Genomic DNA, 14,284 nt, shown 5'->3' on the forward strand with positions numbered 1-14,284 from the left:
AAACACCGGGGCGCCTTGCAGCACCCCGGCCCACCGACAACGTCCGGCGTGCGCCGGGTACTGGTTAAACCCTTACCATTCCTCTTTGGCTTCGGCCCACATGCGGCGCAGCCACGCCGGGATGATGTCCGCGGTCAAGGTGACGGATGTCGTCTCGATGATCGTGTTGCCGGCCAGCGCGTCGGTCAGCGCCTTGAGGGTGAAGTCGCCGGCATAGGCATCGCCGTGGAAGGTGCGCGCCTTGACCTCGGTTTCGCCGTCGAGAAGCCGGACCAGCGCTTCGGCCAGGGTCACGCCAAGGACGGCGCCGGCCATGCTGTCGGTGGGGAAGTGCACACCCGCCACGGTGCGGTTCATCGCGATGCGTTCGGCATGGCGGTAAAGCTCGTTGCCGTCCGCGATCTGCTGCACCGGATCGAAGGCCCTGTTGTAGAACAACCGTGTCAGCAGCGTTGCCGAGGCGAAGCTTTCGGTGGCATGGCCCGAGGGCCACGACCCGTGACCCGGCGTCTGGATGATCGGCTGTACCTTGGCGGTCATGGCGATGGGGCGGGCCACGTCGAAGGCATGCTTCAGCGGCTGCTCGATCATCGTGCACAGACGGTAGATCGCCTGGTTCAGGGCCAGCGTCCACTTTGTGGCGTCCGGCGCCATGTAGCCGACGAGGGCAAAGAAGCTCTGGATGTCGCCGGTCTGCATGACGATTTCCGACAGCCGGTCGCCGCGCAGGTCGGCGTAGGTGCGCAGGAAGCCAAGCTGGTTCTGGGCGAGGAAGGCGTTCGTGGGTTTCCGTAGCGTGACGATGGTTTCGCCGCCCAGGGTCACGCGCCCCTCGTCGTTGGTGTCGGTGGAGGTGTCGAGGGAGACGCCGAACATGCCCGTCAGCGCGTGGTCGAGGACCGCCCGGCGCGGCCCGGTCTCCATGGCCTTCAGCGCGGCCCAGCTGTCGCGGCCGGTGGGGTGCGGCTCCCGGTCGGGCGAACCGTCCCAGAACCCCACCGTGCCATCCCGCGCCATGCCGAGGGCCGCCCCGGTGAACCCGCTGTCCGGGCCCGACTGGTGGTTTTCCGTCGCCTGGTGGTTTTGGTGATTCTGGTGGTTTTGATGGTTCTGGTGATTCTGATGATTTTGGTGGTTCTGATGGTTCTGGTGATTATCGATCCCGAATACAGGCATGCCGTCATTTCTCCCCAACCCCGCATTTCGACCAATTCAGACCCGATGCCTGCCGTTGCGTCAAATTGCTTAACGAATTGTAGTAATTGATTTACGGAAATTTCACGAGTGTTGCCGGTCTCGTGAGCCGGTGTTAACGTCGCGTGACTTAAGGGGTAATCCATGTCCGGACCGCAGGACAATATTCTGAGGATCGAGGTGCTCGGCCCCTTCAGGGTGGTCGGTCCGAACGGCGTGGACCTGACCCCGAAAGGCGCCAAGAATCAGGCCCTGATCGCGATGCTGGCGCTGAGTCCCGGCATGAACCGCACCCGCCGCTGGCTCGAGGACAAGCTCTGGTCGACCTTCGGTCCCGAGCAGGCCAGTGCGAACCTCAGACAGGCCCTGTCCAAGCTGCGCAGCGCGCTCGGCGATGAGGCGGTGCGCCTTGGGTCGGACCGCAGCGCCGTCTGGCTGGAGCAGGCCGGTGTTCGTGTCGACCTGCTGGAAGAGGTCGTCCCCGGCGACGAGCGCACCGAGCTGCTGGAAGGGATGGACGTCCGCGACCCGGAGTTCGAAGACTGGCTCAGGCAGGAGCGCGCGCAGCTTCAGACGATGATCTCCCGCGCGACGCCGTCGGACAGCAAGGGCGTTCTCATCAGTTGCCGCAGCGACGTGTCGGGTGGCCTGCACAGCCAGATCATGAGCGAGGTCCTGTCCAACCAGATCGGCGAGAACATCGGCGAGCAGGTGCGCGCCTGGCGTCAGGCCGACCCGGAGCTTTCGGGCGCTATCGAGGCGCCGGACAGCGACGTGGTGATCCACAGCCAGATCGTGCAGGACAACGAGGGCCACACGCTGTTCCTGAAGGCCGTGCACCAGCCCAGTGCGCGGATCCTCTATTCCAAGCTCCAGCGCATCGATCGGCTGGAGGACGTGATGAACAGCGAGGAGGCGGTCGCCCGCACCGTTTTCGAGGCGGCGGACCAGATCCTCGGCAAGCTGCCCCACGTGCTGCAGAAGGACCGGCCCGAGTCGCGTTCGACCGCGTTGTCGCGGCTGGGGCTCTACCGCATGTTCAGCTTCGACCAGGATGCCCTGCGCGAAGCCTACGGCTTGATGGATCAGGCCTTCCGCAACGACCCGTCGGGCATCTACCTCGCGTGGTGCAGCCTGATCCGCATGACCCAGATGATGGAGCTGTCGGAGGCGGACCAGAGCGACCTCATGGACGAGACGATGGAGCTGTACTACCGCGCCATCGAACTGGATTCCGACAATGCGCTGGTGCAGTCCATCGTCGCCAAGGTCCGGGCCACGACCGTGGGGGACACCGCGGGGGTGATCGACATGGCGCGCAACGCGGTGGAGCGCAACCCGGCCTCTGCCTATGCGCTGAAGTCGCTGTCCGAAGGCTACATGCTGGCGGGTGACCTGGACCGCGCCTACAAGACCTCGGCCCGCGCTTGCGCCATCGCGCGGACCTCGCCGTTCCGTCACTACTGGGACACCGGGCACTGCGTGATCGCCATCGCTTGCAACCGGCCACAGGACGCAATCGAAGCGGGGGAGGCCGCCGCCCGCGCCGCGCCGCTTTCACGCCCGGCGCACCGCCACCTGCTGGCGCTTTACGCCATGCAGGGCGACTTGGAAAAAGCGCAGGCCGTGGCCAGGAAGATGGCCAAGATCGAGCCGGGCTTCAGTCTCGACAAGCTCATCAACGACGACACCTACCCGGTGCGGACGCTGCGCAACAAGGGTCTGCTGGACCCGATCCGCGCCCTTCTCTGAACCCGCCAGACAGCCTTTGGGGAGGCTGAAACAATGTGCGCGGCGGCTGGCCGTTGGTTTCCGATTTCGTCAAGATACCGCCAAATCTGCCTATTTGCGTCACATTCTTCGCGTTTCTGGACAACGAGCAGACGCCCTGAAGACATAATTGAATCGCGCAGCTGCCGCACATGTTGAACGGTCCGGGGGATCCCGCCGATCCGAACCGGCCTGTGGCCGGACATGTCGCGTTGCGCGGGCTGGAGAACCGCTGAAATGGCCACGTACGTTGTAACAACATCGAACTGGAACCAGCCGGGTTTCTGGTCTGCGATCGATGCCGCGAACGGCGACACCCTCGACCTGTCGGCGCTTGGCGCGGCGTATTCGTTCGACTTCGACGGCGCCACCAGCGTCATGACGATTTCCGACGGCGTCACCAGCTTTACCATCGGCAACGCCGGGTCGGCCGGAACCGACGCACAGCTGGGCAGTGGCGTCGTAGACGATTTCGACGTGCAGATCGGCACGGCCGGGGACGACAGTTTCGACCTCGGAGACGAAAGCCAGAACGTGTCCGGCGGAGACGGCAACGACACGATATTTGCCGGGGGCGGTGCCGACACGCTGGACGGCGGCGCCGATGCCGACCTGCTCATGATCTCCGACATCGCGACCGGAGAGCAACTGCACGGCGGAGAGACCGTCACCACCGGCAGCGACGACGACACGCTGGATGCGTCCCGGTTCACCGCAACAGGGATCGAGTTCACCTTCAACGCCGACGAAGGCGGGTTTCTCGGCGACGGCACGAACAATGGCACGTTCTCAGGTATCGAGCACTTCGTCCTGACCAACCAGGACGATACGGTCGATGCTTCCGTGTCCTCCGTCGACCTGACCTTCGACGCGCTGGACGGCAACGACAGTGTCATCGCTGGCACCGGTGACGACAGCCTGACCGGTGGGACCGGCAACGACACGCTGCGCGGCGCCGCAGGCAACGACACCATCGAGGGCGGTCTGGGAGATGACCTGGTCGCGGGCAACGAGGGCGACGACAGCCTGTTCGGCGGAGACGGCTCGGATTCGCTTTACGGCGAGCAGGGCAACGATTTTGTCAGTGGCGGCGATGGGGACGATACTGTCGAGGGCAACGAGGGCGACGATACCCTCTATGGCGGTGCGGGCAACGACTGGTTGCGGGGGTCCTACGACAACGACATCCTCTATGGCGGCGCGGGCGACGACTACCTGTGGGGCGGCTGGGGCGACGACACCTTCATCATCGAGAACGGCTTTGGCAATGACACCGTCGACGCGGAGGGCGTGGCCGAAACCACCGGCGACGTGCTCGACCTCTCTGCCGTCACGGACGACCTGACCATCGATCTGTCGAACCTCAACCCGGAGGTCGGCACAGTCACTGACGGCACCTCCACACTGGTTTTCGACGAGGTCGAGACCATCGTGCTCGGTTCCGGCGTGAACACGCTTAGGCTGGCGGACGGATCCGGCACCGATGTGATTGCCGGGTTCGACGGCCCCATCGACAACGGCGACGGCACCTACACCGGTAGGGACCTGCTGGACGTCTCCGACCTGACGGATTTCTGGGGCCTGCCGGTCTCGGTCGAGGACGTGGTGGTCGGTGACACCAATGGCGACGGCACGGGTGACGCGACCCTGACCTTCCCCTCGGGCGATATACTTGTGCTGACCGGGCTGACGGCGGCGCAGGTCTCGGCGCCGGAGGCACTGGTGGCCATGGGTATTCCGGCCTTCGCGGGCGACTACGTGGTCGAAGGCACGTCTGGCGACGACATCATCGACGCGGGCTACACCGGCGACCCGGACGGCGATCACATCGATGACGGCGACGCGGCGGACTTCTCCGACGATGACAGCATCGAAGCGGGGGCCGGCAACGACAGCATCGTGGCTGGCGCTGGCAACGACACGGTGAACGCGGGCGAGGGCGACGACACCGTACTGGGCGGTGAAGGCAACGACGACCTCTACGGTCTGGAGGGATCGGACAGCCTCGACGGCGGGGCTGGCAATGACACCCTCCACGCCGGGTCGGGCGACGTGGCCAAGGGCGGCGACGGCGACGACACTTTCTTTGTCGACCCGGCGGACCTGAATGGCGCAGCGCTGACGATCATCGGCGGCGAAGCGGGCGAGAAGGCAGGCGATACGCTGAACATCTCCGGACCCGCGGCAATCAACATGACGGGTGCAGAGTCCGGGACGGTCACATGGAAGGACGGATCGGTTCTGACGTTCTCGGAGATCGAGAACATCAACTACGTGCCCTGTTTCACACCCGGCACGCGGCTGAAGACCCTGCGCGGGGACGTCGCGGCCGAGGAGATCCGGGTGGGCGACCGGCTTCTGACCCGTGATAACGGCTACCAGGCAGTGCGCTGGTGCGGCGCCAAATCCCTGTCGGCCCGGCAACTGGCGGCCGAACGGGCGTTCTGCCCGATCCTCATCCGCAAGGGCGCGCTTGGCCCCGGCCATCCGGAGCGTGACATGATGGTGTCGCCGCAGCATCGCGTGGTGATGACCGGGGCGCCGGTAGAATTGCTTTTCGGCGAGGAAGAGGTCCTTGCTGCGGCGCTGCACCTCGTAGGGCTGCCGGGCATCGAGCAGCTCCTGCCGGGGCAGGGGACCAGCTACATCCACTTCATGTTCGACCGGCACGAACTGGTCATGTCCGAAGGGCTGTGGACCGAGAGTTTCCAGCCGGGCGATCTGTCCCTTGCCGGGCTCGACGCGCCGCAGCGGGACGAGTTGTTCGCCCTGTTCCCGGAACTGAAGGTCGATGTCGGGCGGAAAGCCTACATGGCCGCCCGCCCGATGCTGAAGGCCTACCAGACCCGTCTGCTGATCAGCGCCTGAGCGTCACGACACGGCGTTCAGCAGTTCGCGCGATGGTGTGCCGGTGACTGTCATGCCACGCGACTGCTGGAAGGCGCGGATCGCCGCCTCGGTCTTCTTGCCCAGCACGCCGTCAGGCGTCCCGGCATCGAAGCCCGCGCGCGTCAGTCCGCGCTGCAGCGCCTTCCGGTCGTCGAGGTCGAGACCGTAGCGGTCCCGCCCGAAGCGGCCCACCAGCGGTCCGCCTCCCGCAAGGCGCGAGGCCATGTAGCCTACGCCCAGCCCGTAGTTCTCGGACGGGTTGTAGCGCAGGATCACGTCGAAGTTGCGGAACACGAGGAAGGCAGGCGCGTCCACGCCCATCGGTGCCACGACCGCTGCCGCGCCATAGTCGGGCAGGCTGCTGCCGCGCGCGGGCCGGACGCCAAGGTTCTGCCATTCCGAGACGCTGCGCCGTGTGCCGCGCCCTATCTGTGCCGAGAAACCCTCGGGAAGGACCACTTCCAGACCCCAGAGCTGCCCCTTGCGCCAGCCATTCTCGCTCAGATACCGGGCCGTGGTCGCGAAGGCGTCGATCGGATCGTCGGACCAGACGTCGCGCCGGCCGTTGCCGTCGAAGTCGACGGCGTAGCGCTGGAAGGCGTTGGGCATCAGCTGGGTGTGGCCCGACGCCCCCGCCCAGCTTCCTACGAGTTGCTGCGGTGTGGCGTCGCCCGCCTGCAGGATACGCAGCGCGTCCATCAGGTTGGATTCGAAGAACGCCCCCCGCCGCCCTTCCCACGCAAGGGTCGAGGTCGACGAGATCACCGGGATGTCGCCGCGGCGGGTGCCGAAGTAGCTCTCAAGCCCCCAGACACCGCCCAGCACGTCGGCGTCCACTCCGTAGCGCGCCTCCACCTGTGCCAGCCGTCCGGAATGCGCCGACACGGCGCGCCGCCCGAAGGTGACCTTTTCCTCGGGCGCGACGATGGCGAGGTAGTCCTCGAGGCTGCGCTTGAATTCCGTCTGGTTGCGGTCCCGCTCCACCACGCCGGGCAGGAACCCCTGCCCGCGAAAGGCGGCGTCCAGCGTCGAGGCCGAAATCCCGCGGGATTGGGCACGGCCTCTGAAGGCCGCAACCCACTGATCGTAGGCGGCATTCGGCTGCGGTTGCAGGGAGGGATCGCGCGTTGTGCCTTGCGGGGCGCGTATCGGTGCCGACGTGCTGCAGCCTGCCAGACCGAGGGCCGCGCCGTACATAAGCAGCTTTCGCCGCGTGAGGGTCATTCTCCGGATCCTTCTTTTATGCTCCGGACGACCCTATCGCGGGTATCAACTGTCCGACAATGGGACAGTCTTTTCTTCCGCTTCCATTAGCGGTTCGGTGCCGGCCTCGGCGCCGAAGACCTCGTATCCGAAGAACGCGACAACCGCCACGATGATCAGCCAAAACCAGGCGCGGTTGCGGATCCGGGTCGGACGGAAGCAATAGGGGCATGTGGATGCGCCAAAGCGTAGGTCATAGTTGCAGTGCGGACATTTAGACATGCGTGGTAGTTTCAAACTTCGCCCCTTTTTATTGCCGGTTGCCGGTGCCGTTCAGACACCCGACACCGCCACCTCCCCAAATGGCGACGGAACCTACACACACGCGCTCGACTGCTGGTTGCGTTCAGGCAGACGAACTTTTGCGCATCACTATCTTGTTACCCGGACGACATGGCCTCATGATTCGGCATTGTTCGTCAGGCAGCGATGCGCACATATCTTCTTTATCGCATTGGTCCACCCGAGTTTGGCAAAAATAGCGGATTCCCGCCTAGTATTTTTGTCATTCTGATACGGTGGGCAGAGAGGGAGCAAGGGTGACGCGAAGAAATGTTCCAACGGAAACGGTTTCACGGTACCCGAATGGAACCGTACCCGTGGCCTTGGGGAAGCACCTGATCTGCGACATGTATGGCGCCAGCGCACTGGTGGACGTGGGCCCGGCCAAAGACGTGCTGCGCCGGGCCGGGCTGGCCGCAGGGGCAACCATACTACAGGTGGCGGCGCATGATTTCGGTGCAAGGGCGGGGTTTACGGGCTTTGCACTGCTGGCTGAATCGCACATCTCCGTGCACACATGGCCGGAGTTCGGCATCGCCACGGTCGACATCTTCATGTGTGGCGCTGCTGAGCCGGAGAAGAGCCTGGATGTCCTGCTGAGCTACTTCCGGCCGGAGCGACACGTTTCCCGGATCCTGCCACGCGGTGGCGGTATGTCCGGGGAGGCGTGACGTCGCAGGCGCCGGTGCAGGGGGCCGGCGGCAGGCGAAACGCGCCGCCGGAATAGTTTCGCATTACGCGACTTTTTCTTACGTCAATCCAGAGCGCGTTAGGTGCCCTCGGTTGAATTCAATTAACCTGAGACACGCTAGGGCATATCGGATGGCCGATGATCTACGGATCAGGACGGCTCCGACGTTTCCAGCATCGCGTCGACGCCTTCCGACATGGCGTCCACGACGGCCAGGCGGCCTGCCATGCCGGGCAGGCGCACGACAACGGCGCCGTCTTCCCGCGACACCACATCCGCCTTGATGCTTTCCAGCGTCTCACGCTCTTCGTTGACGATGTAGACGGAGCCTTCCAGCAGCGCCGTCTCCGGCAGGCGGAAGGCGTCCGGACCGCTGTTCATCTCCACCGCGACCGCCTCGTTCAGGAACAGTTCGGGGGCGCAGGCTTCGTCCACGTCGATGGTCGTCTGCACGTACTGGCTTTCGAGGTCGGCTTCCGTGTCGATGCGGGTGATCGCGCCGCCGCAGGTCTGGCCGTTGCCGCGCCGAACGGTGACTTCGGCGCCGCGGGACACGCCCGTCGCATCCTGTGCCGAAAGGCGGGAGATCAGGACGTAGACATCGACCGACTTCTGGCTGGGGTCATAGATCTGACCCGCCAGTGCCCCGTCCGAGACACAGGCGCCGACGCTGGGTTCGAACCCGATCATGACGCCGTCGAAAGGCGCGACGAGCTGCAGGTCCTCGTGGTCGATCTCGGCGGTCTGGAGTTCGAGCTCGCCGATCCCAACCGAGATTTCGGCGCGTGCCTTGGCGGACCGCGCGCTGGCCATCGCCTCTTTCGCCTGCTCGGCGGCGAAGGTCGCGTCCATCATCCGGCTCTCCACGGCTTCCATCGTGGTCTCGTTGATCAGGCCGCGGCGGAACATCGTCTGGTTCCGTTCGAATTCCTTGGCGACAAACGCCCTGTCTTCGGCCCGGCGACGGTCGTCGTTCTCGGCGGCGGTCACGGCCAGTTGCCGCTCCTCCACCGCGGCACGCAGTTCGGCAAGGCGGGCCTCCGCAGTCTTCAGTGCAAGCTGGGAATGCTTGTCGTCCAGCTCCACCAGTACCTGCCCGGCCTTGGCCACCTGCATGCGCTTCGCCTCTTCAGAGATCGCGACGATGCAGCCGGTCGTGCCGTAGGAGAGGCCGTACATGTCCCGCGCCCGCACGGTCCCGACATAGCTTTCCTGCGGCGCGCTGACCGGGTCCAGCCGGACCACCTCGACCGGCCATTCCTGCGCGGTCTGCGCAGTGGCGGCCGCGCCGGTCAAAAGCGCGGTCCCCACCGCGAGCGTCTGGCACATTCTCCGGGCAATCAGGGTCATGCGAAGCCTCCTGTCCTGTATCGGTATCCTGTTCGTCGCCGCGACTATAACGCCAGAATCGGGCAAGTCGCGCGTTTTCGGGACTTGTGACAGGATCGTGCGTTATTATATTCGGAAAAACGAATGGGAGTGATCAGATGGCTGGCAAGAAGCTGTCCTGTTTCGATTGCGGTCAGGTGAACCGGGTGCCCGAGGAGAAGCTGGGCGCGGGTCCGAAATGCGGCACCTGTGGCGCGCCGCTCATGCCCGGCAAGGCCATAGAGGTCGACGCGGCGACCCTGGCCAAGGCGTCGCGCGTGGACGAGGTGCCGCTGGTGGTGGATTTCTGGGCGCCGTGGTGCGGCCCGTGCCGGATGATGGGGCCGGAGTTTTCAAAGGCGGCTGGGCAGCTCAGGTCCGAGGCCCGGCTGGTCAAGCTGAACACGGAGGCCCATCCCGAACCCAGCGCGCGGCTCGGCATCCGCGGCATCCCCACGATGATCGCCTACGCCGCCGGGCGCGAGACAAAGCGCCAGTCCGGGGCGGCCTCTGCCGCACAGATCGTGACGTGGGTCAGGGGGTAAGGGAGCGCACGGGTCAGGCGGCCAGACGCTGGGCGTTGCACCAGTCGACGATCGCATCGACATCCGGGGGCAGCGCCTCGGCGTAGTCCCCGGCGAACTCGAGGAACCCTGGCAGGTTGCCGGGGTTCACGGCAGTCAGGACGGCGATGCCACGCGACAGCGCCTCCCCGATCAGGGGACGGAAGCCGCGCCCGTCCAGCTCCTGCTTGCCGAACTTGTTGACCACCAGAAGCGCCGGGCCGCTCTCCAGCGCCGCGGCGACCATGCCGACCGCGTGTTCGAGGCCCGCCGGGTCCAGTCGGCAGCCACGTGACAGCGCGCCGAGATTCTGGCTGATGCGCACTACGTCGGAGCCCGACAGGATGTGCAGGTCCATGTCGCACTTGTGCGTCGCGTCGCGTTCGGAGTTCACCTGAACCGCGCCCGCCAGCGGCACGCCGCGCGCATGCAGCGCCATCGTCGCATCGCGGATCAGGAGGTCGCTTTCGCCGCGCGCCTCGACGCTTACATATCCCAGCATGGTTCCTCCCAAGGCCCCGGTCTGCCAGACATAGCCCGTCAACTGCCGCCGGGGAAGCCCGCCTTTAGCGATAGACCGGGCGGCGCTTTTCGAGGAAGGCGGCCAGACCTTCCGCCGCCTCCTCCGTGTAGCGTGCCCGGTTGATGCCGTCTGGCTCCAGCGCCATCTGCGCCGTCAGGCCGTTGACCTCCGCCATGTTGACGGTGTGCTTGATCGACGCCAGCGCGCCCGCCGGTCCATCGGCCAGCCGCTCCGCGATCTCCAGCGCGCGGTCGAGGGCGCTGCCCGGTGCCGCGATTTCATTCACGAGGCCGAAGTCCGCAAGCCGCTCGACCGGCATGGGACGTCCGGTCATGCACATTTCCATCACAAGCTGACGCGGCAGGGCACCGCGCAGGAAGTGCGTGGCGCCGCCATCCGGTGTCAGCCCGACCTTGACGTAGGCGATCACGAGGCTGGCGCCCTCGGCGGCGACTATCATGTCACAGGCCATCGCCAGGGAAGCCCCGGCCCCCGCCGCCCCGCCTTCGAGCGCGCAGACCACCGGCACCGGCGCGTCGTGCACCGCACGGATCAGCGCGTTCAGCAGGTCGGTGTTGGAGGAAACCTGTCCGCGCGGGCGGCTGGCGGAGTCCTTCAGCATGGCGATGTTACCGCCGGAACAGAAATAGCCGTTTGCCCCGGTCAGGACGATGGCGCGCCCCCCCGGATCGTCGCTGCCATCGATCACGGCCTCACGCAGCGCGGTATAGAGCTCCGGCCCGATGGAGTTGCGGCTCTTGGCCCCGTCGAGCGTCAGCACGAGGACGGCGCCCCTGCGCTCGGCCTTCAACACCGTGTCGGTCATCGTTGTCTCCTCCCTGCGTGTCCTGCGCAGAAAGGCGCAAGGCCGGGCGGGATGCAAGTCAGCGCAAGGCGGATTTCATCGATGCCTCGGGGAAACAGGTGGCCGGTTCCCCGCGGCTTTCCTGCCAGCGTCCGATGGATCGGCGGGTCTTGAACCCCGGCAACCCGTCCGCGCCGCCGACATCGTGGCCCATCTTTTCCAGAGCTCTCTGCATCACAGCCACGTCGGACCGGTAGAGCCCGCCGACATTACCCCAGGCGGCAGAGAAGTCGCCGGAATTGTACTGGATGCGGTCGCCAACATGCCCCACGAACAACGCGTAGAGGTCGCTCATGTTGTAGTCCTTGAGCACGTAGAAGTTCGGCGTGACGATGAACGCGGGACCGCTGCGCCCGGCGGGCATCAACAGGAATCCCTCGCCCTGCGCTTCGTGCTCGGGGAAGGGGCGGCCGCTGACCCGCGTGATCCCCATCGCCGCCCAGTCGGAGATACGCTTGCCCTGGTCCGGTCCTTCCAGCGTGCAGGAGACGGAGGCAGGCACCGTCACCTCGAACCCCCAGTCGCGGCCCTTCACCCAGCCGTGGCTTTGCAGGTAGCGCGCGATGGAGGCGATGGTGTCCGCCTCCGACCGCCAGATGTCGGCGTGCCCGTCGCCGTCGCCATCGGTGGCATAGGCGAGGAAGTTTGTCGGCATAAACTGAGGCTGCCCCAGCGCCCCGGCCCAGCTGCTCTTCATAGCCGAGGATGGCGCGTGTCCGGCCTCGGCGATCTGCAGCGCGGCGACGAGTTCATCGGTGAAATAGGCGGCGCGGGTGCTCATGAAGCCCTTGGTGCCCAGCACACGGAACACGTTGTGCGGGATCGCGGCGCTGCCGTAGTTGCTTTCGCGGCCCCAGATGCCCAGCACGGTGCGCCCCGGAACGCCGGTCCGCGCCTCTGCCGCGGCGAGCGGGCGGGCGTAGGCGTTTGCCATCTTGCGGCCCTCGCGCGTGGCGTAGTCGAGCGACCCGCGAGAGAAGTACTTGGCGGGCTGCCCGAACTCCGCCTGCCTTTGCTGTTTGGGCGTCTGCGGCTTGCTGCCCGGCGGTACGAGGTCGGGCAGGTCCCAGTCCAGCGTGACGCCCTTGAACGCCGCGTCGAAGGTGTTGCGCGAAACGCCCTTCGCCTCCGCGCGCGGCCAGACCTCTTGCTTCAACCAGCCTTCGAACTGCGTCTGAACGGCGGCGCGGTCCTGCGCGTGGGCGGGCGCCGAGAGCACCGTCAACAGGCAGAGGACGCGGAAAACGGATCGGATCACGGTGTGGGCTCCTGCTCGGGTCTTGGCAGTCGAGTCTAGCGGATCGTGCGGCAAACGCACCCCCTGCGGCTGGCATCGGCAATGATCGTCCGGTGTCCTATCCGCGGGGTCGCTTCGACTTGCGGCTGTGCTAGGGTCGGGCCGAAATCGACCGGTTCGGAGCCCCCATGTTGCGTGTCATCCCTGTCCTCGCCGCCCTCGCCCTGATCGCGCCCGACGCCCGGGCTGCGGAGATCGTCGCAGGCGGTGCGGATGCCGGGTGCAGCCTGACACTCTCCGGCCCGCCGGCTGAAGGCGACGCCCGCGCGCTGCGGTCGGCAATCCGGGACTTGGGGGAGGGGCCCCTGCGGCTCTGTCTCGATGGCAGCGGCGGCTCGATGCCTGCCGCGCTGGAGGTGGCGGACCTCGTGGCGCAGGTGCCGATGGCGACCTTGGTGACCGAGGGTGCGACCTGCGAAGGGCCTTGTGCGCTGATCTTCATCGCCGGTGCGCGTGGGGCGCGGGTGATGCACCCGACGGCGGTGCTCGGGTTTTCTGCTCCGCAGGTACTGCCAGACAAGGACATGATCCCGCGGGCAGAGGCCGAAGCCGCGTTTGGCGCGGGCCTCTCCGCCGTGGCAGAGGTCATCCGGTTGCGGACGCGCCGGGATCTGGATCTGCCGGATTCGCTGTTGCTGGCGCTTCTGGAAGGGGATGGCGTGTTCCGGGTCTCCACCGTGGGCGATGCCGCGCGATGGGGGATTGCCGTGGCGCCGGTGGCGCTTCCTGCCTCAGGGCCCGATACAGCGCTGCAGAACGCCTGTGCCAATGCGGACGGCGCGCGGCTCGACCTGTCACCCGCCGACCTGCCGTCCTACGACCGGGAGATCGGCTTCACGGCGGACAGCTTCGGCAGGGATGCGGTGCGCATAAGCTCCGAAGCCGCGTTTGGTGCGGCGCAGACGACGCGGTGCCAAGTCGACCTCTCGCTCGATGCAGTGCCGGGGGAGGCCTTGGGCACACTCCGGTTCGGAAACGGGACGGTCGGAGACACGACTTCCCGGGCCCTTGCGCCCTTCGCCTTACATGACCCCGCCACGCCGCTCTCCGACCTGCCTGGACCCGATGCGCCAGCGGACAACCCCACCGCCCAGACCGATTTCCGCGCGGAGCTTGCCGCCAAGGCGCGCGAGGCCCTGACCGCCGTCACTTTCCCGTCCTGCTGGGTCGCCTCCCCGCAGGTGAAGGTGGTGAACGTCTCCGACTTCGTGAACCTTCGCGCAGAGGCGGGCTTTGGCGCGACCGTTCTGCGCGAGGTGCCTTTGGGCGAACCGCTGACCATCGTCGGCAGCCAGTCGCTGGAGGCGCCGGGAGACCAGGACCGTGCACGCACCTGCCGCGAGGCCTGCAACGCCTTCGCGCTGGACCCGGCCGATACGGAGCAGAAGGAACAGGCGCTGGATTGCATATCGCGCAATGTCTTCTGGTACGAGGTCAGCGATGCGCAGGGCCGGCTGGGCTACATCAGCCGCAAGTACCTTTCGGACTGAGCGTCGGAACATGCCGGAGAAAGGCGGGAAATCCGCACTTGCCGCATCGGGCCAATGCCGCGAACGTGCGAGAAAAAGGGAGACGGGCG

General features: G+C 66.2%; 11 protein-coding genes. 5 read left to right on the plus strand and 6 right to left on the minus strand.

Annotated features, from left to right (window positions below; translation table 11 throughout):
- Positions 1-72 precede the first annotated feature (72 nt).
- Positions 73-1,017 (minus strand): phosphatase PAP2 family protein, encoded by a 945-nt coding sequence (locus QNI11_RS01235; protein WP_283982034.1) that lies wholly within the window; start codon positions 1,015-1,017, stop codon positions 73-75.
- A 321-nt stretch (positions 1,018-1,338) separates the two neighbouring features.
- Here QNI11_RS01235 and QNI11_RS01240 point away from each other — a divergent pair, with 321 nt between their 5' ends.
- Positions 1,339-2,946 (plus strand): transcriptional regulator, encoded by a 1,608-nt coding sequence (locus tag QNI11_RS01240; protein ID WP_283982035.1) that lies wholly within the window; start codon positions 1,339-1,341, stop codon positions 2,944-2,946.
- A 255-nt stretch (positions 2,947-3,201) separates the two neighbouring features.
- On the plus strand, positions 3,202-5,832 hold the full coding sequence (locus tag QNI11_RS01245) for a Hint domain-containing protein (protein WP_283982036.1): 2,631 nt from the start codon (positions 3,202-3,204) through the stop codon (positions 5,830-5,832).
- 3 nt (positions 5,833-5,835) lie between these two features.
- Here QNI11_RS01245 and QNI11_RS01250 read toward each other — a convergent pair whose 3' ends face one another.
- Positions 5,836-7,077, minus strand: coding sequence for a lytic murein transglycosylase (locus tag QNI11_RS01250; RefSeq protein WP_283982037.1), 1,242 nt, complete (start codon positions 7,075-7,077; stop codon positions 5,836-5,838).
- Positions 7,078-7,715: 638 nt separating this feature from the next.
- Between QNI11_RS01250 and speD the strand changes: the two genes are divergently transcribed.
- Entirely contained in the window at positions 7,716-8,069 is a 354-nt protein-coding gene (speD, locus tag QNI11_RS01255; protein ID WP_283982038.1) for an adenosylmethionine decarboxylase, read from the plus strand.
- Between the two features lie 170 nt (positions 8,070-8,239).
- Here speD and QNI11_RS01260 read toward each other — a convergent pair whose 3' ends face one another.
- Positions 8,240-9,439 (minus strand): efflux RND transporter periplasmic adaptor subunit, encoded by a 1,200-nt coding sequence (locus tag QNI11_RS01260; protein WP_283982039.1) that lies wholly within the window; start codon positions 9,437-9,439, stop codon positions 8,240-8,242.
- 137 nt (positions 9,440-9,576) lie between these two features.
- Here QNI11_RS01260 and trxC point away from each other — a divergent pair, with 137 nt between their 5' ends.
- Positions 9,577-10,002, plus strand: coding sequence for a thioredoxin TrxC (gene trxC, locus QNI11_RS01265; RefSeq protein WP_283982040.1), 426 nt, complete (start codon positions 9,577-9,579; stop codon positions 10,000-10,002).
- Between the two features lie 13 nt (positions 10,003-10,015).
- On the opposite strand, the gene QNI11_RS01270 is transcribed toward trxC, so the two are convergent.
- The 3 genes from QNI11_RS01270 to QNI11_RS01280 form a co-directional block, all read right to left on the minus strand.
- A complete protein-coding gene (locus QNI11_RS01270; protein ID WP_283982041.1) occupies positions 10,016-10,522 on the minus strand; it encodes a DUF2478 domain-containing protein in 507 nt (168 codons plus the stop codon).
- A gap of 64 nt (positions 10,523-10,586) precedes the next feature.
- The gene (locus QNI11_RS01275) at positions 10,587-11,369 is read right to left on the minus strand and encodes an oxepin-CoA hydrolase, alternative type (protein WP_283982042.1); all 783 of its coding nucleotides are present in this window, start codon (positions 11,367-11,369) and stop codon (positions 10,587-10,589) included.
- A 58-nt stretch (positions 11,370-11,427) separates the two neighbouring features.
- Positions 11,428-12,663 carry a lytic murein transglycosylase gene (locus QNI11_RS01280; protein ID WP_373418437.1) on the minus strand — a complete coding sequence of 412 codons (1,236 nt, stop codon included), beginning with the start codon at positions 12,661-12,663 and terminating at the stop codon, positions 11,428-11,430.
- Positions 12,664-12,833: 170 nt separating this feature from the next.
- Here QNI11_RS01280 and QNI11_RS01285 point away from each other — a divergent pair, with 170 nt between their 5' ends.
- Positions 12,834-14,195, plus strand: coding sequence for an SH3 domain-containing protein (locus QNI11_RS01285; RefSeq protein WP_283982044.1), 1,362 nt, complete (start codon positions 12,834-12,836; stop codon positions 14,193-14,195).
- The last annotated feature ends 89 nt before the right edge of the window (positions 14,196-14,284 follow it).

The sequence above is a fragment of the Sagittula sp. MA-2 genome, from assembly GCF_030126985.1.
Lineage (GTDB): Bacteria > Pseudomonadota > Alphaproteobacteria > Rhodobacterales > Rhodobacteraceae > Sagittula.

What these genes read in the sequence shown, in the direction of transcription:
- QNI11_RS01235 (WP_283982034.1), bottom strand. Translation starts at nt 1,017, where the DNA reads ATGGCGCGGGATGGCACGGTGGGGTTCTGGGACGGTTCGCCCGACCGG.
- QNI11_RS01240 (WP_283982035.1), top strand. Translation starts at nt 1,339, where the DNA reads ATGTCCGGACCGCAGGACAATATTCTGAGGATCGAGGTGCTCGGCCCC.
- QNI11_RS01245 (WP_283982036.1), top strand. Translation starts at nt 3,202, where the DNA reads ATGGCCACGTACGTTGTAACAACATCGAACTGGAACCAGCCGGGTTTC.
- QNI11_RS01250 (WP_283982037.1), bottom strand. Translation starts at nt 7,077, where the DNA reads ATGACCCTCACGCGGCGAAAGCTGCTTATGTACGGCGCGGCCCTCGGT.
- QNI11_RS01260 (WP_283982039.1), bottom strand. Translation starts at nt 9,439, where the DNA reads ATGACCCTGATTGCCCGGAGAATGTGCCAGACGCTCGCGGTGGGGACC.
- trxC (WP_283982040.1), top strand. Translation starts at nt 9,577, where the DNA reads ATGGCTGGCAAGAAGCTGTCCTGTTTCGATTGCGGTCAGGTGAACCGG.
- QNI11_RS01270 (WP_283982041.1), bottom strand. Translation starts at nt 10,522, where the DNA reads ATGCTGGGATATGTAAGCGTCGAGGCGCGCGGCGAAAGCGACCTCCTG.
- QNI11_RS01275 (WP_283982042.1), bottom strand. Translation starts at nt 11,369, where the DNA reads ATGACCGACACGGTGTTGAAGGCCGAGCGCAGGGGCGCCGTCCTCGTG.
- QNI11_RS01285 (WP_283982044.1), top strand. Translation starts at nt 12,834, where the DNA reads ATGTTGCGTGTCATCCCTGTCCTCGCCGCCCTCGCCCTGATCGCGCCC.